This window comes from Vreelandella glaciei (assembly GCF_013415125.1).
GTDB lineage: Bacteria > Pseudomonadota > Gammaproteobacteria > Pseudomonadales > Halomonadaceae > Vreelandella > Vreelandella glaciei.
Genome location: NZ_JACCDE010000014.1, coordinates 94,140 through 115,227, shown reverse-complemented (window position 1 = coordinate 115,227; position 21,088 = coordinate 94,140). Strand labels below are relative to the sequence as shown.

The following is a 21,088-nucleotide window of genomic DNA, read 5'->3' as shown; positions in this document are numbered from 1 at the left end:
GAGGCCAGCCTAAAGAAAGCTTTGAATTTTGAAAAACAAAAATTTTTGGCGTTCATGAACACAAAAACCGAAGGTGAATGTGAGTGGATACACAGTTGTTGGAAACCTTCCTTGAGGTCAGTCGGTTGCGTAATTTTGGTAAGGCTGCGGAGAGCCTCTGTATCTCACCATCAACCGTCAGTGCTCGCATTCGTCAGTTGGAGACCCATCTTGGTTTGGCGCTTTTTTCGCGCGGACACCACCGGATCGGCGTGACTCCAGCTGGCGAACGCATGGAACGTCACGCACGATTTATTCTTGGCGCCTGGGAGCTCGCGTATGAGGATACGGCACTCAGCGAGCGGCATCAGCGACGCCTAGTTGTGGCAGGGGTACCCAGTCTTTGGGATATCTTCCTACAGGACTGGCTCACCTCCATCTACCGGGCCTACCCGACGCTGGGGATACGAGCAGAAGAGAGCACGCCGCTTCGGGTTGTCGAGAAGCTAGAACAGAGTATGATCGACGTCGGGTTCCTCTACGAGACTCCTAGGATTAGGGAGGTGGGCGTCGAGGAGATTATGACAATCCCGTTGTTAATGGTTTCGAGTCGTTCCTGTATTACAGCCGAGCAGGCGGTCGGTGATGGCTATATTCGGGTGGAATGGGGTACTGAGTTCGCCAGCGTTCATGAAAGCCATTTTCCTCAACGTCTGCTTGCGCGAGGCAGAGTGAACAGCGGACGGATTGCCCTGCACATGCTGCTGAAATGCGGAGGGGCAGCCTATTTACCAAAGGGCATCGTGATGCCATGGTGCCATAGAGAGCAGTTATTCACCGTCGAGGATGCTCCGATGATTGAGCTCAAGGCTTATGCGGCTTACCGTCTCCACAGCGAGCACCGCGAGCTAATCTGCGAGTTACTTAAACGACTACGATAATATGAATCATGAAATTACCTCACATTGTCTCACTTAATACCTTGGAATAATCTCGGGTTATATATTTGAGAATGGGGTCTTACAAGAGAGAGATTTTCGATATCAGGGTGCATTGAGTTCACGGCAGCAACTTGATCAATGCCAGCAGCGGCAGTACTAGGCACAAGAAGCATTCAGTTCGGCACCAACCGCTTGATGAGATCGAATAGTTCAGTTTTGTAGGGGTAGCTGTCACTAAGCAACACCTGGATTCGGCGCGTATTAAGGATGATGACCGCGACTACCTTGATGAGCTTTAGCCGTAGGCTGCTCGGGCTCATGTGCGCGACAGGCGTCTTCTTTTCAGGTAAGTGCGTAAGCTCTCAAATAGCGTGTAGGCCATAACAGACTCATGTCGGTCGATTTGAGGCGGGATCGAAGGTTAACGTTTCGGCGGGCAGGCTGAATTGCACGCTTGTGTGGATAGCAGTACTGAATTCGTCGTCGATGCCCGAGCAGCCGCGGAAGGGTTCCATTTCAATTCAACGGCTATCCAGGAAGGAGTGACGTTCGAATATATCCACGGGCTCGCCAATCCAGACATTCGACGTGGCACTCAAGTCGAGTCGAAGCTGCAAGTTAGCGCCGAGAAGGTACTTCGATTTGGCATGATAGATGGAACAGCAGTAATTGATGCAGAGTATGCAGTGTTTGACCCACAGAATGCTGACGGCCCGGAGCTCTTCAGGGCTAACGGCTCCAAAGCCAAACATCTGGCTCTGGCTTTGAACCGCCATGAGGCCAATCTGTTAGTGCTCTCTTCTAGTAAATTGAAAGCACAAGAGCTTGCTATTGCGCTGGCAAAGCAGGAAGACGCGGAGGTAGTTGTCATCAAGATGGGGCCGCTGGGTGCCCTGGTGTATGACAATGGTGCTATCTCTACGGTACCCGCATACCGTACTGAGCGAGTCTGGAAAATTGGTTCTGGAGACACCTTCGCCGCCCATTTTGCACTGGGCTGGATGGACAACGGTCTTACGGCTCATGGTGCGGCCTCGATTGCCTCTGTAGCTACGGCCTTCTTTTGCCAGAACCAAGGCTTTCCAGACCCAGCCTTGCTTGACAACTTCAAGCCGCAGGAGCTGCAGCCGTCAGCGCGGTATCGTGCTGGATATGCCCCTAAAATATATCTCGCTGGCCCATTTTTCACACTTGCGGAGCTGTGGATGGTTGGGCAGGCTCGGAGGGGATGGCGGCCTCAAGTTCCAAGTGCAACGCTATTGAAGAGTGCTCGGACCGGCGACGGATTTCTTAAGTACCTCAGCGTAGACTTCTAACGGCGTGCGCCAGTCCAGTGTCTTGCGTGGTCGTGTATTCAGTGAGTCGGCGATCTCGTCGAGTTCTTCCTGGCTGTAGACTGACAGGTCCGTGCCCTTCGGCAGGTACTGCCTCAACAGCCCATTGGTGTTCTCATTGGAACCCCGCTGCCATGGGCTATGCGGGTCGGCAAAGTAGATAGCTGTACCGGTCTTTTGAGTGATCTCGGCATGTTTCACCATCTCTTTGCCCTGGTCATAGGTCATGGACAGGCGCAGAGCGCGCGGCACCTCATTGAGCTTGTCGCTAAAGCCAACAGCCGCCGCTGTAGCCGTGGTGCCATCCACTTTCGCCAGGATCACTAAACGCGTCGTGCGCTCCACCAATGTACCAACGGCAGAGCAATTGTTAGCGCCAATGATGAGATCCCCCTCCCAGTGGCCAGGCATCAGGCGGTCTTCAATCTCAGGTGGCCGCAGGTGGATACTCACCAGGTCAGGAATCTGTTGCCGCCTATCCTTGCACGGCTGCGAGGGCGTCGTTTACCGTTACCCTGGCGCAAACAGGCAATCAGCTCCTTCTTGAGCGAGCCGCGCGGCATGAGGTAGAGCGCATTGTAGATGGCTTCGTGCGAGACGTGGCGGTCAGTGTTATCAGGAAACATACGCTTCAGTGTGCGAGCTATTTGCTCTGGTGACCAGTACTTGCGCAGCAGGTAGATCACCAGCTCAAAAAGCTCACAATCGAGAGGTAGCTTTGGGCAACGGCGAGGCCGACAGCGGGTCAGTCGGGCTCTGTGTCCAGCGAGGCTGGCGTCATACGCCCCGTCAGGCTTGACTGTATGGCGCACCAGTTCGCGTGAAATAGTACTAGGTGCACGTCCCAGTTGGTGGGCGATAGCGCGAATCGAGTAGCTAACCCGCATCAGCATGATGGCGGCTCTGTCTTCAGCAGAAAGATGGCGATAACAGTGAGTCATGGCAATACCCTACCTGATAGGTTAGGTGTTGCACTTGGTCATTGAGACCGCCGATCTACTGGCAATGGGGCTAGATGTTTTTTCCCCCTATCACGACGTCGGTATTGGCTCAGCAGAGGATGTAGTTGAGAAGGATCTTGAGGGGGTGCGTGATTGCGACGCTCTCTTTGCGATCGGTGATGGGCTTGATTCGGGCACTATCTACGAGATTGGTTATGCTCGGGCATTGAACAAACCCGTTGTCTATTATGCGGAAAATGAATCTGATCAGGATAATAAAATGATGGAAGGCTCTGGTTGCCGAATCACAGATGACTACGTCAGTGCAATCTACCAGACTGTTTGGGAAGCGATGGTGCTATGAAGTCAGGATTAATGCTGTCTGGTGGCATGGATTCCTTGGCGCTTGCTTGGTGGAAACGTCCGGAAATCGCATTCACCTTAAACTATGGCCAGCTCGCGGCTCAGGCTGAAATCGAAGCTTCGATGAACATCTGCCAACAATTAGATATTCCCCATCATGTAATTGAGATCGACTGCCGCCAACTGGGGTCGGGAGATATGGCTGGCAGGCAAGCCGACAGCTTGGCTCCAGCGTCGGATTGGTGGCCATTCAGGAACCAGATGCTTGTTACGCTGACGGCGATGAAAGCTATCACGTTCGGCGTCACGCACCTGTGGCTGGGAACCGTAAAGTCAGATGGATTTCACAGGGATGGCTCACCTGAGTTCATGTCGGCTATCAGCCATCTGCTCAGCCTACAAGGGGGCGGCATGGTAGTAGAGGCACCTGCCATCGGGCTCTCTACTGTAGAATTGATCCGTGAATCACGTATTCCTGCAAGCCTACTTGCTTGGGCTCACAGCTGTCACAAATCGCATGTTGCATGTGGCGACTGCCGTGGTTGCAACAAGTACATGGAAGTATTTCAAGAGGTAGGGTATGACTTGGATCGATTTGGGTGATCCTCTGCCAAAGCCCGTCCCAAAAAGTTACGAACCTTTTGAATGGAAATTAGGCGAGGTATGTTCTCTCCCTGCTCCTAATGAGGCACTAGCCCGGCCGTTTAGCGAGGTTCTGGATGCACGTTCGTCGCAACGAGAGTTCGGCGTTGTTCATGACCAACAGCTCGGAACTTTCCTATGGCACGCCTGCAGAACCCGTGGAATAGGTTCGTCTAAACTTGGTTTCGCCCTAGAGCATCGAGCAGCGCCCTCAGCAGGCGCGATCCATCCAATTCAAATTATTTTGAAACGACCTAATGATGATCGATGGTGGTTGTATGAGCCCAGGGCTCACCAACTGGTCGAACTCATATATGCGATCAACAGACTTTCAGGCCTTTATGGGCTCAGCCTGCAGGTTCTGGGCGGTGACGAAGCAATACGTATCTTGTTTTTAGCCGAGCCGGGAAAAACATTAGGTAAATACCAGGACGGTTCCAGCCTAGTTTGGCGTGATGCGGGGGCTCTGCTTGGGGTCATGGCATTGACTGCAACAGCCCAGGGACTCAACTTCTGTCCGCTAGGTATCACGGGTGAGCCATGGGCAAGCTCTTTAGCCGATAAGGGGAAGTTGGCTGGAGTTGGTCTTGCTCTTCTTGGCACGTCTACGGGGGATTGATACAGGCTTACGGTACCCCATGCCCATGATGCTATGCACTGTGTCAGGCGAAGACATCATTTCCAGCCACATCAAAGCGTCAAGCTCGGACGCCCTGACACCTAGCCCTTTGCTAAAACGGATAAATTGCTCTTCGAGCTCTAGATAATGGCGCTCTACGGTCAAATTGCTTTCAAAGAAGTTGCCTAACAGCCCGGCGCGGAGAATGTGGATATCCAATATAGCCACATCGTCTGCGTCAAGCCAATTACGAGCTACCCATGATGCAGTCTTATAACCGATGCCTGGAATAGCTAGCAGCCAGTCACGCAGTGCCTTGCCAGATCCTAGCGGGGGATGTTCAGCAGACAGCTTTTGAAGAGCCGCATATAGGTACCGAGCTTTCTGTTTGGCGAAACGGTATCGCACTTGGCGGCTATCAATCGCAAGGGGATCTTTTAGCCATTCAAGCAGACTTTCTTCAGCCGGTGGTTGGTTACCAAAAGCACCGCGTTCTTTGACATGTTGAAAGGCGGCGAGACCAACGTTTGCGGGGATTCCATGACCTCCTAACAGACAGGCACCCACTTCTTCTTTTAGTGTCGTCCCAAGCTTGTAGTTGACCCGATCTCCAGTGAGACGGCGGGCGTACACTTGGTAGGCCCAATAAGCCGGCGTTGGAAACGCTTCCATGGCTCCCCACGGAACGCCCGGAATGACTTCAGAGTCTGCCTTTGGCAGCTCAATGTTGAAGACCACTTGATTTATAAAAATAGCTCCTAGCTGCATCAAGCGGACTCCTCGGCATTGCCGTAGTGCTTCTGTATCCATTGCAATAGCTCATGTCGCTCAATGGGGGCTAGGTTCTGTATACGATTACGGAGCCTATTTTGCCGACGTTGTATGGTTTGGCGTTCACGGAACGTTTCGCCTAAGTAACGGCTGTCGTGTAAATGACTTGGTGACTCGAAGTTCATCCACACCTTTTCCTCGCGCACCCCTGCATGTGTCTTAGCCGGAAAACTCACCTTGCGCCATCCGACAAGCTCACGATTGTAAAGGTCACAGTCATAGCCTGAAAGCATCACGTTGCAAGGTAGTGAGACCAAACATCGCAACAAACGGATATGATCCTCTTTTGAATAATCGCAGCGATAGACCTTCGCTCGACGACGGGTTTCTGGAACGTAAGGCGGATCGACATACACCAGCTCCTGGCCTTCAAACGAATACGCTTCAAGGAAAGCGACTGCGTCGACTTGATAAAGCTCGCAAGCGTCTGAAAGTTCCATCTGCCAAAGTTCAATAACTTTGGCATCGAGATCCAAGCCAATATTTCGCTGCGCAACTTTTTTGTTGCGCATCACGGCTCCACCACCAAGGTGAGATTCAATATATGTCTGATGCGGTGGCATCAGATTGATCAAGCGCTGATAGCACTTGCCTTTTCCGCCTGGATATCTCATGCGCTAAGCATCGTCAGAAATGACGATGCTGTAAAGGTTAAGCTCTTAAAAGACAGCATGAGTGGAATTCGGTGGAGGGGACATTTATGAAGTACTCCAAATGGTCTCCCTTGATACCTGGATATTAAGTTCTCTAAAAATGGTGGATGTCGCTCCACCATAAAGCAACACGTCATCTAGCATCAGTTTCTTTCGAATCAGGCTGCATTATTACAACAGTACAAATAGTGTCGACATCCTAGCTGCTGTACACTGTGCAAAACATCTTTTCTATACATGGTACATGCATTAATTATGTCATTTGAGCGAGCGGGGGGCTGTAACGCTTGCATAGGGGGTGATACAGCTAACCCACCCAGGATATGATGTAAATATGGAATGCACTACCTTTTTAAGTGCACTATTCACCCAATAGTGTAGAGCTGAGCGTGAGTAAGGGGAAAGCGTCTTGAAATTGCTAATATTGGATGCCGGACACTGCTTAAGCTTGGCACTGGCCCGGGAAGCAAGTCGTCGTGCCGATACAGAATTAGTTATTGAACAAGGGACGACCATTACACCGTCGCGCCTTGCAGCGATTGCGCCTGACGCTGTGGTTATTCCACCGTTAGCACATCCCTTAAATATGGCGCCAGCAGATGTCACTGCTCATGCGGATGCAGTCGATATCTGCTTAGATGCTTGCCTATCTGAAAATGTAGCGTTGGTATGGTGTGTGTCTGATCAGCTCTATGAGGATGGCCTGGAAGTCCCTATTGATGAGCATGTAGTGCCTGCACCACGAGACGACAGCCTGCGCCGTCTGGTACAAACCGGCGACCGTATACGGGCGGAGTATCAGTGGCATCTGATTGTGCGTCTAGGCCCGCTGTTTGCTTTGGAAGGCAGTCATGCGTGGCTCAATGACATCATCGGTAACTTAGTCCTCGGGAAGCCAGTGCGGGCAGCAGAAGACGTGATCTTTTGCCCGACATCGGCGGATGCCGTCGCCATGGCGCTGATTGGTATGTTACAGCAGCAGGCCAGCGGAGCGGGTGCGTGGGGCGCCTATCATCTCGCTGGCACCGAGCCGGTCAGCGCTTTTACCTTTACCTCCATGGTGCGGACCCAGCTGTTAACCCATCTTGAAGGCCGCGGTGAGCAGATTACTCTCGGTGAGGTGCAGCCGCTTAAACACCATCATGATGCCAAGCTTCGGCGCGTCTTAAATTGTCGCCGTGTGTTAGATGTCTTTGGTGTCCATCAAAAGCCATGGCGGTTAGAGGCTGGGCGTATGTTGGATGCGTGGTGTTTAATCCGTGAGAATAATCGTGTCAGCGATACAGGAGCATCGGCTTGATAAATGTGGTTCGCAGTCTGGTATTTTATGCTGGCTATTTTTTTGCCATGCTGATGATTGGCATTCTGTTTTTACCCATTGCGCCGTTTCTTCCGCTCTCTGGCCGCTACCGCTTACTCAATCTGTATAACTACTTTTTGATGGTGTGGTTTCGTATCGCCTGTGGCGTCCGCTATGATATTCAAGGGCGTGAAAATCTACCCAGCGGCCCCTGTGTCATTCAAGCCAATCACCAGTGTGAGTGGGAAACGGTATTTCTGCAGGTGATGAAGCCGCCTGTGTGTACCGTGCTGAAGCGAGAGTTACTGCACCTGCCCATCTTCGGTTGGGGATTACGTTTGTTACGCCCGATCAGCTTGGACCGCTCTAAACCGGCGCGGGCGATGAAGCAAGTGCTTACGCAAGGCGTAGAACGCCTTGGTACCGGCTTGTCGGTACTGATTTTTCCAGAAGGAACGCGGGTGGACCCAGGCGTTCGCAAACGCTATAACAAAAGCGGCAGCGTAGTGGCGTGTCGTGCGGGGGTGCCGGTATTGCCGGTAGCTCACAATGCAGGCGAGCGTTGGCCAGGGCGTCATTGGGTTAAGCGGCCAGGCGTACTGCGGGTGCGTATCGGTAAGCCTATTGAGACGGCGGGGCGTATGCCCGATGAAGTGCTCGCAGAAGTGGAAGTGTGGATCGAAGCGCAGTTACAGGAAATTTCTGATGTGCCGCGGCCTACCACTCGTCAAAGCTGACGCTATATACCGAGCTAGTTAGACTATTAAGCAACAATGGCGCCCACTGGGCGCCATTGTTGTCTTCAGCATGCCTGTTGTCTTATCAGCGTTAATCGTTAAAGCGCTGGAAGACTAAACATGCATTAGTGCCGCCAAAGCCGAAGCTATTAGACAAGGCTCGCTCTATTGTCACGTTATCTCGACGTTTAGTGACAATATCAAAGCCGTCGGCCTGCTCATCCAAATTGGCGATATTCGCCGATGCAGCGACAAAGTTATGTTGCATCATCAGCAGCGAATAGATCGCTTCCTGTACACCGGTAGCACCCAGGGAGTGACCGGTCAGCGATTTGGTTGAGCTCATCGCGGGTGTCGTATTACCAAACACTTTACGTATTGCTTTTAGCTCGGCCACATCACCCACCGGGGTAGAGGTACCGTGAGTATTAATGTAATCGATCTTACCCTCTACGGTAGCCATTGCCTGATGCATGCAGCGCATAGCGCCTTCGCCTGAAGGCGCCACCATATCGTAGCCGTCAGAGGTGGCGCCGTAGCCAACTAACTCGCCGTAGATCTTGGCACCACGCGCTTTAGCGTGCTCAAGCTCTTCCAACACCAGCATGCCGCCACCGCCTGCAATCACGAAACCGTCGCGGGCGTTGTCGTAAGGGCGCGAGGCTTGCTCTGGCGTATCGTTATAGTGCGTTGAGAGCGCGCCCATGGCATCAAACAGGCAGGAGAGTGTCCAGTGCTCCTCTTCACCACCACCAGCAAACACTACATCCTGCTTATTAAGCTGAATTTGCTCCATCGCGCTACCAATGCAGTGCGCTGAGGTAGCACAAGCAGAGGAGATGGAGTAATTCACGCCCTTAATTTTAAAGGGTGTCGCCAAACAGGCGGAAACAGTACTGCCCATTGTCCGCGTCACACGATAAGGGCCAACGCGACGCAGGCCTTTTTCACGCAGTACGTCGGCAGCTTCAACTTGGTTAGCGCTTGAAGCACCGCCGGAGCCAGCAATAAGCCCGGTTCTCTCGTTGGAGACCTGCTCCTCAGAGAGCCCCGCGTCTTCAATGGCCTGGGCCATTGAAACATAGGCGTAGGCAGCTGCATCGCCCATAAAGCGGCGCAGTTTGCGGTCGATGAGTGCGTCAAGATCGATATCGACGCTGCCAGCCACATGGCTACGGAAGCCACGCTCGGCGTACTCTTCCTTAAAACGAATACCGCTACGCCCAGTTTTGAGCGCGTCCAGGACCTGTCGTTGGTCGTTGCCAAGGCACGATACGATGCCAAGGCCGGTGACTACCACTCGTCGCATGGGAGCCTCCTGTTCAGAAATTCGCAGTGGAGGTAAATAGGCCAACACGCAGATCATTAGCCTGATAAATGTCGCGTCCGTCGACGGATACTGTGCCGTCGGCGATACCCAAGATGAGTCGTCGGGTAATAATACGCTTAATATTAATACTATAGGTCACTTTTTGTGCATCCGGCAGGATCTGCCCGCTGAACTTGACCTCGCCACAGCCGAGTGCACGTCCGCGCCCCGGGTGGCCTAACCAGCCCAAATAGAAGCCGACTAGCTGCCACATGGCATCTAGACCTAAACACCCAGGCATAACAGGGTCTCCAGGGAAGTGGCAGTCAAAGAACCACAAGTTAGAGCTGATATCCAGCTCGGCGATCAGTTCGCCCTTGCCATGCTCTCCGCCTTCTTCATGAATGTGCTTAATGCGATCAAGCATCAGCATATTAGGCGCTGGGAGCTGTGCATTACCGGGGCCGAATAGCTCGCCGCGTGAGCAGGCCAGCAGTTCTTCGCGATCAAAGGAGTGTTGCTTGGTCACTGAATCGTTCCGAATATCAAAATGGTTGTTGGGCTAGTCTACTTCCCGAAACCGCTGAATGCACGTAACTGGCTATTTATCGCTTATATCTGAAGATTTTAGCGGTTTGGCTGATAGCACCATAGTAGAAGACTTTATTCAAAAGCTGTCGTTCAAGCACAATAAATGTCGCATTACCGTAATATATAGAGCATCCAAGTAGTGATTTACGCGCCGCGCTTATTTCCGGTGACCAGTTGGAGCTGCATTATCAAACCCAGCATGAGCCCGCTAGCGGCGAGCTGGTGGGTATGGAAGCACTGCTGCGCTGGCGCCATCTCAAGGCTGGCATGATTTCCCCCGGCGACTTTATTCCGTTGGCCGAGCGGCACGGTTTAATAAGCCAGCTGGGCACCTGGGTGATCGAAAAAGCCGACGATATGGGTCAATATTTCGGCACGGCAGCTCTTTCAAGGCGACCTGGAAAGCCAGTTGACGACTTGCCTAAAGCGTTATCAGTTGAAACCTTCGCAAATTGGTTTAGAGCTGATTGAGTCGGTGCTGCTTGACGAACGTGCTGGCGATATGGGGCCACGCCTTCAGGCGCTGCGCGACCACGGCTTTGCGATTGCCATCGATGACTTTGGGACAGGCTATTCGTCGCTCGGTTATTTGAAGCGCTTGCCGGTAGACAAAATTAAACTCGACCGGGCGTTCATTAAGGAGTTGCCACATGATCAAGCGGATGCCTCGATCGTGAAGGCGGTCTTAGCAATGGCGGAAGGCATGGGGCTAGGAGTGATAGCAGAAGGCGTAGAAACCAAAGAGCAGGGTAAGTTTTGGCGGATCCGGGTGTACGTCCGTACAAGGTTTCTACTTTGCCAGACCGCTACCCGCTGCGGAATTGGAAAAGCGTTTGCTGCCTGAGCCAGCCACTGCCTCTGCTGCTTCTTAACGCTTATAAAAACGGCTAATGCCTACACACAGTGACGCCCATATCAGCGCCTGGGCTGGCAGCAGCCAAGGGGCAAGCGACACCTCCGCGAGTAGCGCGCCGCCGTAATAGGAGAGTGGGCCGCTGACAGCGCCACACAGCGCGGCTAGTAGCGGATAACGCCACAGCCACGCCAGCGAGTGATAGACTAGGGTGGCAAACAGCGGCCATAGCATCCACAGCCAGAGTGGCAAGAGCCCCAGCACTAGCGCTTGATCGTTAAACTCAAAGCCGCCCAGCCGCTGCAAGCCACCATCAATCACCAGCCCGAGCAGCGCAAACCCGGCGATAAACCGCCACTCTCCAGGCAGGGCGCAGCGCCATAGGTGCCAGGCTAGCAAGCCTCCGCCCGCAAGCGCGGCAACGCTTGAACCACCTACTACGCATAGCAGCCAGCCAGCTTCAAAACGCAGGGCATTGAACAGCAGCGCCTGCCACTTGCGTGATGCCATTTAGAGCGCGCCGGTGAGCGGTATGGGTTTCGCCGCTGGTTTCGCCAGCAGTAGATGGCAGGTACCGATAGAGCGCTCGATGAAGCCGCCTTCGCAGTAGCATAAATAGTAGCGCCACATACGGATAAAGCGCTCGTCATACCCTAGCGTGCGTACCTGCTCCAAGCTTGCTTCAAAGCGGTGGCGCCACTCACGCAGAGTGCGGGCATAATGCGGGCCTATTTCATCCAGCGCGACCACGTTCAGCGATGTTTTGCGCATTACGCTGCTTAACATGGCATGGTGCGAGGGTAGAAAGCCGCCAGGAAAGATGTAGCGCTTGATAAAATCCATGTCGCGTTTAGCGTCTTCAAAGCGCTGGTCGCGGATGGTGATGGCTTGCAGCATGGCCTGCCCATCGTCGGTTAACAGGCTATCCAGCTTGTTGAGGTAGGTATCGAGATACTGGTGCCCCACGGCCTCGATCATCTCGACCGAAATAAGCCGGTCGTAGCGGCCGGTTAATTCACGGTAATCCTGCTTGAGCAGGGTAATTCTGTCTTCCAGCCCCTCTTCTTTGATGCGCTGAGCAGTATGAGCGTGCTGTTCATCGGAAATGGTCGTGGTGGTGACACGGCAACCACGAGTTTTCGCCGCATGAATCGCCAGACCACCCCAGCCGGTGCCAATCTCTAACAGGTGATGTTCTGGCCGGACATCAAGCTTTTCAAGCATCAAATCCAGTTTGTAGGTTGAGGCCTCTTCCAGACTAGCTTCTGGGTAGGGGAAAACGGCGCTGGAGTACATCCAGTGGTGGCGATCCAAAAACGTCGAAAACAGGTCGTTACCAATATCGTAGTGGGCGGCAATGTTGCGCTTAGAGCCGCTTAGGCTGTTGCGCTGAAAACGGTAGGCGGCACCCAATAACCAACGGGCCAAGCGGGCACTGCCGTTCTCCATTTTGGTATTAACCTGTTCCAGGTTGGCGGCAAACAGACGGACCAGGGCGACCAAGTCGTCGGCATCCCAGTCACCGTCCATATAAGATTCGGCAGCGCCGACGGTACCGCCGAAGGCCAGCCGCTTCCAGGCGCGCGAGTGGCGGATTACTACGGTTACCTGCAGCGGTCCTCCCTGGCCTAAGTGGTGGCACTGGTCGCCTTCAATGAGGGTAATACGACCACCGCGAAAGGTATCCAATTGGGCCACTAGGCGCGGTTTAAGCCACTTGGTTAAGCGGTCTTGGGCAACAGGTTGAATATTTGGCGGCGTAGAACGCAGGGTCGTCACTTTGAAGTCTCCTTGCGCTGCTTGGGGTGGTTATAAACGGGGGCGCGCTTCAGCCACAGGCGTAGCGCTTCAAAATGAATGCCCGCGATGGTTTTCAGGCTCATCCATGGCTGGCGCGCCAGGGCTTTTATCAGCGCGCCACGAGTAGCGGGGGAGGCGTTCAGTGTCAGGGTGGCATCAAAATGGCACTGCTGTTCCCGCCAGTTCTCCATATGCAAAAAGAGCGTTTCGCCGGGGGCGTTAAATTTCCACCGATAGGTCATATCCATGGGATTGAAAGGCGACACGTGGAGGTCTTTGTCGAAACGGGCCTGGTGGCTGTGACGTGAAGGGTCCACCGCGCTGGCGTAACGGGTACGCTCACGCCAAGGCATATTGGTGACTTCGCTCAATACGGCTGCCAATCTACCTAAATGGTCGTAGGCGTAGTAAACGGAGATAGGATTAAACATGCAGCCCAGCGTGCGCAGTTGGGTGAGCACACAAATCCGCCCTGTGGGGGCGCTGCCTAATTGACGAACAAGCTCTTCGCGCACGGCGGTTTTTAGCGGGCGATCCACCGGGCCTAGGTAATCCTCCCGCCGAAAACGCGCCAGGGCAGGCCTGCGGGCGCTAAAGCCGGGCACCTTGTCGAACAGATCGGGCAGCTCGTCCAGATCCAGCCACGCCATCCATACCTGATAGCTGAATGTGTGGGGCTTGGGCGTGAAGCGGCGGTGACGCAGGGTGCCACGGTAGATACGCGAACGTGGTGCGGCAATCATCCCAGTCCCTCGACACCTTGCGGTGTCAGCAGCTCATGAGCCGGCAGCGCCAGCGGTTCCGCGGGAGGCGTGGCAGCCTCGTCACAGCCCAAGGCCTGGGCGACGCGCAGGGCGCTCCACACCCCGTCTTCGTGGAAACCGTTGCGCCAATAGGCACCGCAAAAATGCGTACGATGCGCTATCGACGATATCTCTGCGTGGCGCGCCTGCGCCGCCTGGCCCGCCAAGGTGAACTGAGGGTGCGCGTAGGTATAACGCCCCAGCACTTTATTGGGGTCGATGCTGTCGCTGTCGTTCAGGGTCACGCAAAACGTAGTGTCACTCTCTATCCGTTGAAGGATATTCATGTCGTAAGTAACCGAGACTCGTGCCTCGCTATCTCGCTGATCCAGGCGGTAATTCCAGCTCGCCCAGGCACGTTTGCGCCGCGGCAGCAGCGAGGTGTCGGTATGCAGCACCACCTCGTTATCCTGATACGGCATGGCGCCGAGCACTGCTTTCTCGTCTGCACTGGCGTCACCTAGCATCGCCAAGGCTTGGTCGGCGTGGCAGGCGAGCACCACCTGGTCAAAGTGCTGGCTGCCAGCCGGTGTGGTAATCGTAACGCCAGCACGCTCTCCAGCACGTTCGCGGGTAATCTTGGTGACCGGCGTATTGAGGTGAATGCGCGACGCGTAGGGGGCCGTTAGGTTAGGGATATAGCTTTTCGAACCGCCCATCAGGGTGTACCACTGGGGGCGGTGATTAACTGATAGCAGGCCGTGATTGCGGAAAAAACGCACAAAAAACGCCAGCGGAAAGGCGCGTAAATCGTTGATGCTGGCCGACCAAATGGCGGCTCCCATGGGCAGTAAGTAACGCTGCTGGAAATCGCGGTTGTAGTGGTGGCGGTCTAGGTATTCCCCTAGGGTCATCTGTTCGGGTAGTTCGTTGCGGTCAAGCGCTTTAGTGGCCTGCTTGTTAAAACGCAGGATATCGCGGAGCAGACGATAAAAAGAGGGATTAAATAAATTGCGTCGTTGGGCAAACAGTGACCCTAACGTGTGCCCGTTGTACTCAAAGTCCCTTGCCGTTGCATGCACCGAGAAACTCATCTCGGTGGCTTGTGAGGCAACGCTCAGGGTCGCCATCAAGCGCTGAAAGTGCGGATAGGTCCAGTCGTTAAAGACAATAAAGCCGGTGTCGATCGCATACGTCTGCCCTTTTACGTCTACATCCATCGTGGCGGTATGGCCACCCAGCCGCGAATCCGACTCGAACAATGTAACTTCATGCTGAGCGGAAAGGTACCAGCCAGCGGCCATGCCGCTAATACCGCTGCCGACAATGGCAATACGCTGAGATGCCCCAGCACTATTTGATACCACGGTACTCATGACGATTCCTTTTGGGCGCGGGTCATGCGCAGGCCAATCTGACGGCGCAAGGCAGGAGGCAAAATGCCCAGCAATTTGACCAGATAGGTGAACCGGCGTGGGAAATGGATATCCAGCCGACCCTTTACCAAGCCTGCGATAATGGCATCGGCCGCTTGCTCAGCGGTGACCTGCATGGGCATCGGAAAGTCGTTTCGCTCGGTGAGTGGCGTTTTCACAAAGCCGGGGTGGATAAGGCTGACATCAATGCCTTCCTGATCAAGATCCAAGCGCAGCGATTCCAGGAAGTAGCTGACGGCGGCTTTAGAAGCGCCATAGGCTTCTGCGCGGGGTAGCGGTAAATAGGCCGACGCGCTGGAGGTGGCCGCTAGCCGGGCGGGCAGACCCTGCTGCCGTGCAGCCCGTAGCAGCGGCAGAGCGGCTTCGACACCGTACAAAGTGCCAAATAAGTTGGGCTTAAAAACGCGCTCGACTAAATCCATATCGAACTGCTGAGCGTTCAGGTATTCGCAAGTGCCAGCATTGAATAACGCTAAATCTAATGCCCCCAGGCGCTCGGCAATGGTCTCGCCAGCATTAAGCACGGCTTGGCGGTCACTAACATCTAGCGGGAGCGGATGGGCATTGGGGTGGCCTTGGCACAGCGCTTCAAGTGACTCAGCGTTGCGGGCGCTGAGTACCACCTGGTGGCCTTGGGCGATAAATTTACGGGCAAGCGCTTCACCAATGCCGGACGTGGCACCGGTTAACCAAATACGTTGGGGCGTTTCCCATGTGCTCATTAAGCCTCCTCGTACGCCCCGCCGTGATGTTACTGCTTAGGCAAGACGTTTTTTTAACCAGCGAATGGCGCTTCCCATCAGCGGTAAATGTTCGTAAAGCATGGCGCCAGCATCAAAATAATCGCGATGACACTCAACGCGCCCATCGGCGGCGAAGGTGAGTGCGCTACAGCCTTCGACCTTGACAGCCTGGCCACCTGCCAATCTGGGATGAATAAACGTCATGGTCCAGGTTACAAACGCTTGCTGACCCTGTAACTGCCGAGTGTGGTAAGTGAAGTGGCACTGCTCGACATTTTCATACATGGCTGAAAAATAGCGCGCTAATGCTTCGCGACCTTCAATATGGTGCAGCGAGTCACTAAAAATTATATTTTCAGTATATACCTCGTATAGCTTTTCTGTACAGGTATTGTCTAGTTTGTTGAAAAAGGCGCAGAACGCCTCCAGCGCCGCAGGCTCAGCCATAACGGTCTCCTTGATTAGCTTTGCAACTATAATGGCTTAAGGAAACGGGGACAGAAGCGATTATTTAGTGAGTGATTTAAACGTGTCCAGTGCACGTTGACGTGCCGCTTTGTGATCAACGATCGGCGCTGGGTATTGCACATCGGTGAGTAGGTCTTGAGGCGGCGTATGGCGCGCTTTGGCAGGCAGATCAGCAAGCTCAGGCAGCCAGTGGGCAATAAACTCACCGTCAGCATCAAAGCGGGTCGACTGAGTGGTAGGGTTAAAGATGCGAAAGTAAGGCGCGGCATCGGTACCCGTAGAAGCAGCCCACTGCCAGCCACCGTTGTTGGCGCAAAATTCGCCGTCCACCAAGTGACGCATAAAAAAGGCTTCACCGCGCCGCCAATCAATCAGCAGGTGCTTACTTAAAAACATTGCGGTCACCATGCGCAGCCGATTATGCATCCAACCGGTGGCGACTAACTGGCGCATGGCAGCATCGACAATAGGGTAGCCAGTACGCCCTTCGCACCAAGCTTGAAAGCCTTCATCATCATCGCGCCACTTCAATTGCTTAGTGTGTTCCTGGAAGGGTTGATAGCGGCACACTTCGGGAAATCCTACCGCTACGTGCTGATAAAATTCGCGCCAGACCAGTTCGTTGACCCAGGTAGTAAGACCGATATCGCCATCGGCTAAGTGACCGCCGTTTTCGCTTATCACGGCTTGTAAACATTGGCGATGGGAGATCATGCCTAACGCTAAGTAGGGGGATAGCTCGCTGGTACCACGTACCTTGGGAAGATCACGCTGGTCTTTATAGTGGCGGCCACGAAAGCGCAGGAAACGCGCCAAGTTATCCGCCGCGGGCCGTTCACCGGCAGGCCACAGGCGCTCTTCTATCGGTGTGCTGTCAAGGGTCGGTAGCGCAGGCAACGGATCACTTTTAATATCCAGTTCTGTTTGCACCGGTGGTGACTCGCGCAGCGCTAACTGGTCGGCGGTGACCTGCTTGTGCCACGCCTTGGAGAACGGCGTAAATACCCCGTAGTAGTCGCCCTTGCCGGTTAGCAGGCTGCCGGGGGCAAATGCCATGGCATCGTGGCAGCCATGGGCGGCAATACCGGCCTGCTTAAAGGCGTCTTGCACAGCCTGGTCGCGGTGGCGCTCATTGAGGGCGTACTCGTAATTGAAGTGCAACTGCTCAATATCGTACTCACGAGCGATATCGAGCAGTGCCTCGGGGGCCTGATCATAGCGGCCAATGTCGCGATGCAGCAGCGGAATATTCAATCCGTTAAGGGCTGTTTTAACGGTGGCGACACCGCGCGCCCAAAAATCCAGCTTATTGGCACCATGGCCGTGCTCTTGCCACTGGGGAATACTGCGCAAAAAAACCGCGATGACAGGCCCTTTGGCCGCTGCGGCAGCCAGGGCACTGTTGTCATCAATACGCAAGTCGCTGCGCAGCCAAACCAATTGACGTTTCATAGGCTTTTCTGTCATAGGGGCTCCTACGGCACAAAAAAATGGCCGGTCGCCAGAGGGCGAACGGCCAGGGTAAGAGTGTGTTGGTTACAGTACGCCTGACTCGCGTAAGAGAGGACGCAAGCGAGCAATCGCCTGGGGCAAGTCATCGCCTAGCATGTGAACCGGGCTATCGCGCAGATCGGCTTCGCGCAGGCGCGCCACTTCACCACACACGCCGATGGGCACATTAAGCGTCTCGGCGGCTTTAGGCAGCGCTTGGCGAATATAGCTGTCACTTTCGCGCTGGCCGCTAGACAGCAGTACCATCGACGAGTGTAGCCGCGCGACTGCCTGAGGGAGATCCTCCAGTGGCAGCGAGTGGTCAAGCATCTGTACTCGGTAGCCTTGCTCGCTGGCCATCAATGCCGACATCAACACCCAGAGCGGGCCAGGGTCATCGGGCATGGCATTGAGCAAAATCAGCGGGCCCCGGGTAGCCTGGTTAGCATAATGCAAGCGGATGCCCACTTGGCTGCGCAAAAATGCTTCCAAGGTGCGGCGTACTAACTGGTCTGCCTGAATGGCCCATTTCGCCTCTAAGCTTAAAACAACCGGCTGCCAAAGCTCGTTAATGGCAATACTCAGCGGATAGAGCGCTAAGCTCTGGTAATAAAAAGCCTCTAGCTTGGGCAGGTCTAACGCTTCGATGATGGCTTGCAGCTGCAGGCGTTGGCTAGCCCAATCGCCGGCATCAGGGGTAGGCGCCTCAATTGTTTCTGGCTGGTCAAGCAAGTCGGCGACTTGACTGACCGGCACACCACGATTGAGCCACTGCAAGATGCGTTCGATGCGTGTGATGTCGTCTTGAGCGTAAAGGCGATGCCCTTTGGGGGTGCGCTGGGGGCGAATCAGCCCGTAGCGTCGTTCCCAAGCGCGAAGGGTGACCGAGTTTACGCCCGTCAAGCGAGACACTTCGCGTATCGGATAGAGCGGCGTATCGGGGGGATGGGTCGCCTTAAGACTCATGAGCGCCAGTACCTCTTTGTTAACTGCAACGTAGTTAACCACATGCTAGTTAACTGCAGCGCCGCGCTGTAAGGGCCGGACATTATTCGCCGCGGCGAAGGTGAAGCGTGTTCCATGTAGAGACTGCCTAATCAAAGATCTGAACATTAGTACGTTACTGTATGCTCATTTGTACAACTTGTCGCTATTCGGTACAACCTTTATAAGAATCCTTCTTAGCCCGTATAATATTTTAAAAATTAGACCGACCGGCCTATTAGCGCTTTCCCCAAGCGATGGCCTGATAGCCAGGCATCTTCTACCCGGCCGTCACAAAAGTTATCGCCGCACAAGGCCAAACCGTTTCCACTGTATAAGTATGTGTGTTCACAAGCGGCCGCTGGTTGTGCATAGCGCCACCGGTGCGCGCCTGTTTCAATCAGGTCGGGTAGCGTTGCTGAGACGGGGAAAAGACTTTTTAGAGCGGCAAGAAGCTGGCGAGCCACCTCACTGGCAGGCTGCTCCAAATGTGCTTCGCTCCAGTCGAGTTGAGCCAGCAGGCTAAGGCTTTCAGGTTGAGCTGCGCGTCCTGGTTTAGTTTGGTTACGTGACACAATATGCAGGGTAGGGTGGGCAACCCGCGCCATCTGCCAGTCTGGGTCAACACCGGGTATGGCGGGAAGCGGTCCGTCAAAAATCGCCCATCCCGCCCAGCAGGCGCGCTGCTTTCGTGTTTGGCACGCGGTGGCCAAATCGTCGTCCCACGCTGCCAGCAGTGCATGGGCCTGGGGCGGTGGTGCGCTGACCACTACCTGATCATAAGGCCCATGGGTAATGCCGCCAGCCGTTACCAACAGCCACCCTTTTTGCGTGCGTTTGAGTGACGTGATGGAAGTGCCTGTATGCAGTGCAGCCTGAGGTAGCGCCGTTAGCGAGTCGGCCAAATGACGCGTCAAGGCACTCATTCGAGGAGCACCGGTGTAGCGCTTTTGCCCATCGTTATGCGCCTGCCAGCCATTTGGACTAGCCTGATAGGTAGCGGTGGGCCAAGAAGCGATGCAGCCAATGGATAGCCATGTATCAACCGCGCGCTGAAAGTCTGCGTTGTGTACGCTGAAAGCCTGGGCGCCTAGATCTAGCGTCGCGCTGGGTCTGCGCTTACTCGACAGGCGCCCGCCAGGGCCGCGGGCTTTATCAAACAGCGTAACGCTAGCGCCGCTATTGGCGAGTACCTGCCCACAGGCAAGCCCTGCGATGCCTGCACCAATGATGGCGACCGATTGATGAGCACTCAGAGGCAGTATCGCCATGGTTCCTCGCAGCGTTGTTTAGGTGTCGTATGAATAGAGTTGAAAGCTTAATGTAGCAGTTGTGTATAGATGTCGTACAATTTGGTCGTCGATTGATTCATTTCGTCAAGCTGACAACGAACGGTGGCACCAACAGGAGTAATTCCATGCGCGTATTAGTGACCGGAGGCAGTGGGTTTGTCGGCCAGCGGCTATGCCAAAAACTGATAGAGCAAGGCCACGAGGTGCAGGTGGTTTCCCGTCACCCTCATCAAGTACGCGATCGCTTGCCCAATAGCTGTGACATTCGTGACAGCGCCCAGGCGTTTATTGAGTCACCACCGGACGCGCTAATTAACTTGGCTGGAGAGTCTATTGCCGGTAAGCGCTGGAGCGATGAGCAGAAAGCCAAGCTGATAAATTCTCGTGTAGCGTCAACTGAGCAATTGGTCGCGTTGTGTGAACAGTTAAAGGCTAATGGTCAGCCATTGCCGAAGGTAATGGTATCGGGTTCAGCGATGGGCTATTACGGCGATCAGGGCAAGCGCGTGGTGACCGAAGAGACAATCCCTAACGATGAGTTTGCCCATCGTCTGTGCAAACAGTGGGAGGCAGCCGCCCAGCCGATTGAGGCGATGGGGGTGCGTTTAGCGATTTTGCGTACGGGGTTGGTGCTAGATACAGGCGGCGGTAGCCTGCAGAAAATGCTGCCGCCGTTTAAGCTAGGACTAGGTGGCCGCTTTGGCAGCGGTGAGCAATTTATGCCGTGGATCCACCGCGATGATTTAGTCGCGGCGATCCTGTTTCTCATCAATCACGAAACCTTGAGCGGCGCCTTTAACGGCAGCGCACCGCACCCGGTCACCAACGCCATCTTTACCAAAACCCTGGCCAAGCATCTCAATCGACCGGCCATTTTTCCCGTACCCGCGTTTGTCTTGAAGGCGGGGTTGGGGGAAATGTCTCGGCTATTGCTGACCGGGGCGGATATGCGCCCCGCGCGCCTTGAAGCGGCAGGGTTTACCTTTCAATATCCCACGCTGGACAAGGCGCTTGAGGCGATCCTTTAGGAAGCATTCG

21 protein-coding genes and 3 pseudogenes are annotated in these 21,088 nt (G+C 54.4%); 9 read left to right on the top strand and 15 right to left on the bottom strand.

Going from position 1 to position 21,088, the window contains the following annotated elements; genetic code table 11:
• The first annotated feature begins 83 nt into the window (after nucleotides 1-83).
• On the top strand, nucleotides 84-920 hold the full coding sequence (locus HZS80_RS11255) for a LysR family transcriptional regulator (protein ID WP_179916118.1): 837 nt from the start codon (nucleotides 84-86) through the stop codon (nucleotides 918-920).
• A 173-nt stretch (nucleotides 921-1,093) separates the two neighbouring features.
• On the opposite strand, the pseudogene HZS80_RS11250 reads toward HZS80_RS11255, so the two are convergent.
• Nucleotides 1,094-1,308: pseudogene (locus HZS80_RS11250) on the bottom strand (transposase); the annotation flags it as partial.
• 70 nt (nucleotides 1,309-1,378) lie between these two features.
• Here HZS80_RS11250 and HZS80_RS11245 point away from each other — a divergent pair.
• Nucleotides 1,379-2,236, top strand: coding sequence for a PfkB family carbohydrate kinase (locus HZS80_RS11245; RefSeq protein ID WP_218927674.1), 858 nt, complete (start codon nucleotides 1,379-1,381; stop codon nucleotides 2,234-2,236).
• Here HZS80_RS11245 and HZS80_RS11240 read toward each other — a convergent pair.
• Nucleotides 2,177-3,195 (bottom strand): annotated as a pseudogene (locus HZS80_RS11240) (IS30 family transposase). The gene HZS80_RS11245 and the pseudogene HZS80_RS11240 sit on opposite strands and share 60 nt — an antisense overlap.
• Before the next feature lie 34 nt (nucleotides 3,196-3,229).
• Between HZS80_RS11240 and HZS80_RS11235 the strand changes: the two are divergent.
• The 3 genes from HZS80_RS11235 to HZS80_RS11225 are packed head-to-tail and all read left to right on the top strand — an operon-like array spanning nucleotide 3,230 to nucleotide 4,819.
• Nucleotides 3,230-3,559, top strand: a complete 330-nt coding sequence (locus HZS80_RS11235; protein ID WP_218927673.1) for a nucleoside 2-deoxyribosyltransferase — start codon at nucleotides 3,230-3,232, stop codon at nucleotides 3,557-3,559.
• The gene (locus HZS80_RS11230; protein ID WP_179916116.1) at nucleotides 3,556-4,161 is read left to right on the top strand and encodes a 7-cyano-7-deazaguanine synthase; all 606 of its coding nucleotides are present in this window, start codon (nucleotides 3,556-3,558) and stop codon (nucleotides 4,159-4,161) included. Before HZS80_RS11235 ends, HZS80_RS11230 begins: the two co-directional genes overlap by 4 nt.
• Nucleotides 4,139-4,819 (top strand): nitroreductase family protein, encoded by a 681-nt coding sequence (locus tag HZS80_RS11225; RefSeq protein WP_179916115.1) that lies wholly within the window; start codon nucleotides 4,139-4,141, stop codon nucleotides 4,817-4,819. The genes HZS80_RS11230 and HZS80_RS11225 overlap by 23 nt, the downstream gene beginning before the upstream one ends.
• Here HZS80_RS11225 and HZS80_RS11220 read toward each other — a convergent pair.
• Complete coding sequence (locus tag HZS80_RS11220) at nucleotides 4,754-5,587, bottom strand: 8-oxoguanine DNA glycosylase (protein WP_179916114.1); 834 nt, start codon at nucleotides 5,585-5,587, stop codon at nucleotides 4,754-4,756. The two genes, HZS80_RS11225 and HZS80_RS11220, sit on opposite strands and share 66 nt — an antisense overlap.
• Nucleotides 5,587-6,264, bottom strand: a complete 678-nt coding sequence (locus tag HZS80_RS11215) for a DNA adenine methylase (protein ID WP_179916113.1) — start codon at nucleotides 6,262-6,264, stop codon at nucleotides 5,587-5,589. The genes HZS80_RS11220 and HZS80_RS11215 overlap by 1 nt, the downstream gene beginning before the upstream one ends.
• 448 nt (nucleotides 6,265-6,712) lie before the next feature.
• Here HZS80_RS11215 and HZS80_RS11210 point away from each other — a divergent pair, with 448 nt between their 5' ends.
• Nucleotides 6,713-7,603, top strand: coding sequence for a sugar nucleotide-binding protein (locus HZS80_RS11210; protein WP_179916112.1), 891 nt, complete (start codon nucleotides 6,713-6,715; stop codon nucleotides 7,601-7,603).
• Nucleotides 7,600-8,340, top strand: a complete 741-nt coding sequence (locus HZS80_RS11205; protein ID WP_179916111.1) for a lysophospholipid acyltransferase family protein — start codon at nucleotides 7,600-7,602, stop codon at nucleotides 8,338-8,340. The genes HZS80_RS11210 and HZS80_RS11205 overlap by 4 nt, the downstream gene beginning before the upstream one ends.
• Nucleotides 8,341-8,431: 91 nt before the next feature.
• On the opposite strand, the gene fabB is transcribed toward HZS80_RS11205, so the two are convergent.
• Both fabB and fabA read right to left on the bottom strand, forming a co-directional pair.
• On the bottom strand, nucleotides 8,432-9,649 hold the full coding sequence (gene fabB / locus HZS80_RS11200) for a beta-ketoacyl-ACP synthase I (protein ID WP_035563967.1): 1,218 nt from the start codon (nucleotides 9,647-9,649) through the stop codon (nucleotides 8,432-8,434).
• Between the two features lie 13 nt (nucleotides 9,650-9,662).
• Nucleotides 9,663-10,178 (bottom strand): 3-hydroxyacyl-[acyl-carrier-protein] dehydratase FabA, encoded by a 516-nt coding sequence (gene fabA, locus HZS80_RS11195; protein WP_008959204.1) that lies wholly within the window; start codon nucleotides 10,176-10,178, stop codon nucleotides 9,663-9,665.
• 200 nt (nucleotides 10,179-10,378) lie between these two features.
• On the opposite strand from fabA, the pseudogene HZS80_RS11190 reads away from it, so the two are divergent.
• Nucleotides 10,379-11,112 (top strand): annotated as a pseudogene (locus HZS80_RS11190) (putative bifunctional diguanylate cyclase/phosphodiesterase); the annotation flags it as partial.
• Here the strand turns inward: HZS80_RS11190 and HZS80_RS11185 are convergent.
• The 9 genes from HZS80_RS11185 to HZS80_RS11145 form a co-directional block, all read right to left on the bottom strand.
• Nucleotides 11,109-11,603 carry a DUF2878 domain-containing protein gene (locus HZS80_RS11185; RefSeq protein WP_035563970.1) on the bottom strand — a complete coding sequence of 165 codons (495 nt, stop codon included), beginning with the start codon at nucleotides 11,601-11,603 and terminating at the stop codon, nucleotides 11,109-11,111. The pseudogene HZS80_RS11190 and the gene HZS80_RS11185 overlap by 4 nt on opposite strands.
• Complete coding sequence (locus HZS80_RS11180) at nucleotides 11,604-12,872, bottom strand: SAM-dependent methyltransferase (protein WP_179916110.1); 1,269 nt, start codon at nucleotides 12,870-12,872, stop codon at nucleotides 11,604-11,606.
• Entirely contained in the window at nucleotides 12,869-13,636 is a 768-nt protein-coding gene (locus tag HZS80_RS11175) for a DUF1365 domain-containing protein (protein ID WP_179916109.1), read from the bottom strand. Before HZS80_RS11175 ends, HZS80_RS11180 begins: the two co-directional genes overlap by 4 nt.
• The gene (locus HZS80_RS11170; protein WP_179916108.1) at nucleotides 13,633-15,012 is read right to left on the bottom strand and encodes an NAD(P)/FAD-dependent oxidoreductase; all 1,380 of its coding nucleotides are present in this window, start codon (nucleotides 15,010-15,012) and stop codon (nucleotides 13,633-13,635) included. Before HZS80_RS11170 ends, HZS80_RS11175 begins: the two co-directional genes overlap by 4 nt.
• Complete coding sequence (locus HZS80_RS11165) at nucleotides 15,009-15,794, bottom strand: SDR family NAD(P)-dependent oxidoreductase (protein ID WP_008959198.1); 786 nt, start codon at nucleotides 15,792-15,794, stop codon at nucleotides 15,009-15,011. Before HZS80_RS11165 ends, HZS80_RS11170 begins: the two co-directional genes overlap by 4 nt.
• Before the next feature lie 36 nt (nucleotides 15,795-15,830).
• Nucleotides 15,831-16,262, bottom strand: a complete 432-nt coding sequence (locus tag HZS80_RS11160) for a nuclear transport factor 2 family protein (protein ID WP_035563981.1) — start codon at nucleotides 16,260-16,262, stop codon at nucleotides 15,831-15,833.
• A gap of 60 nt (nucleotides 16,263-16,322) precedes the next feature.
• Complete coding sequence (gene phrB, locus HZS80_RS11155) at nucleotides 16,323-17,735, bottom strand: deoxyribodipyrimidine photo-lyase (protein WP_179916126.1); 1,413 nt, start codon at nucleotides 17,733-17,735, stop codon at nucleotides 16,323-16,325.
• A gap of 84 nt (nucleotides 17,736-17,819) precedes the next feature.
• On the bottom strand, nucleotides 17,820-18,740 hold the full coding sequence (locus HZS80_RS11150; RefSeq protein WP_179916107.1) for a MerR family transcriptional regulator: 921 nt from the start codon (nucleotides 18,738-18,740) through the stop codon (nucleotides 17,820-17,822).
• 239 nt (nucleotides 18,741-18,979) lie between these two features.
• The gene (locus HZS80_RS11145) at nucleotides 18,980-20,029 is read right to left on the bottom strand and encodes an NAD(P)/FAD-dependent oxidoreductase (RefSeq protein ID WP_179916106.1); all 1,050 of its coding nucleotides are present in this window, start codon (nucleotides 20,027-20,029) and stop codon (nucleotides 18,980-18,982) included.
• A 146-nt stretch (nucleotides 20,030-20,175) separates the two neighbouring features.
• Here HZS80_RS11145 and HZS80_RS11140 point away from each other — a divergent pair, with 146 nt between their 5' ends.
• A complete protein-coding gene (locus HZS80_RS11140; protein ID WP_035563988.1) occupies nucleotides 20,176-21,078 on the top strand; it encodes a TIGR01777 family oxidoreductase in 903 nt (300 codons plus the stop codon).
• The last annotated feature ends 10 nt before the right edge of the window (nucleotides 21,079-21,088 follow it).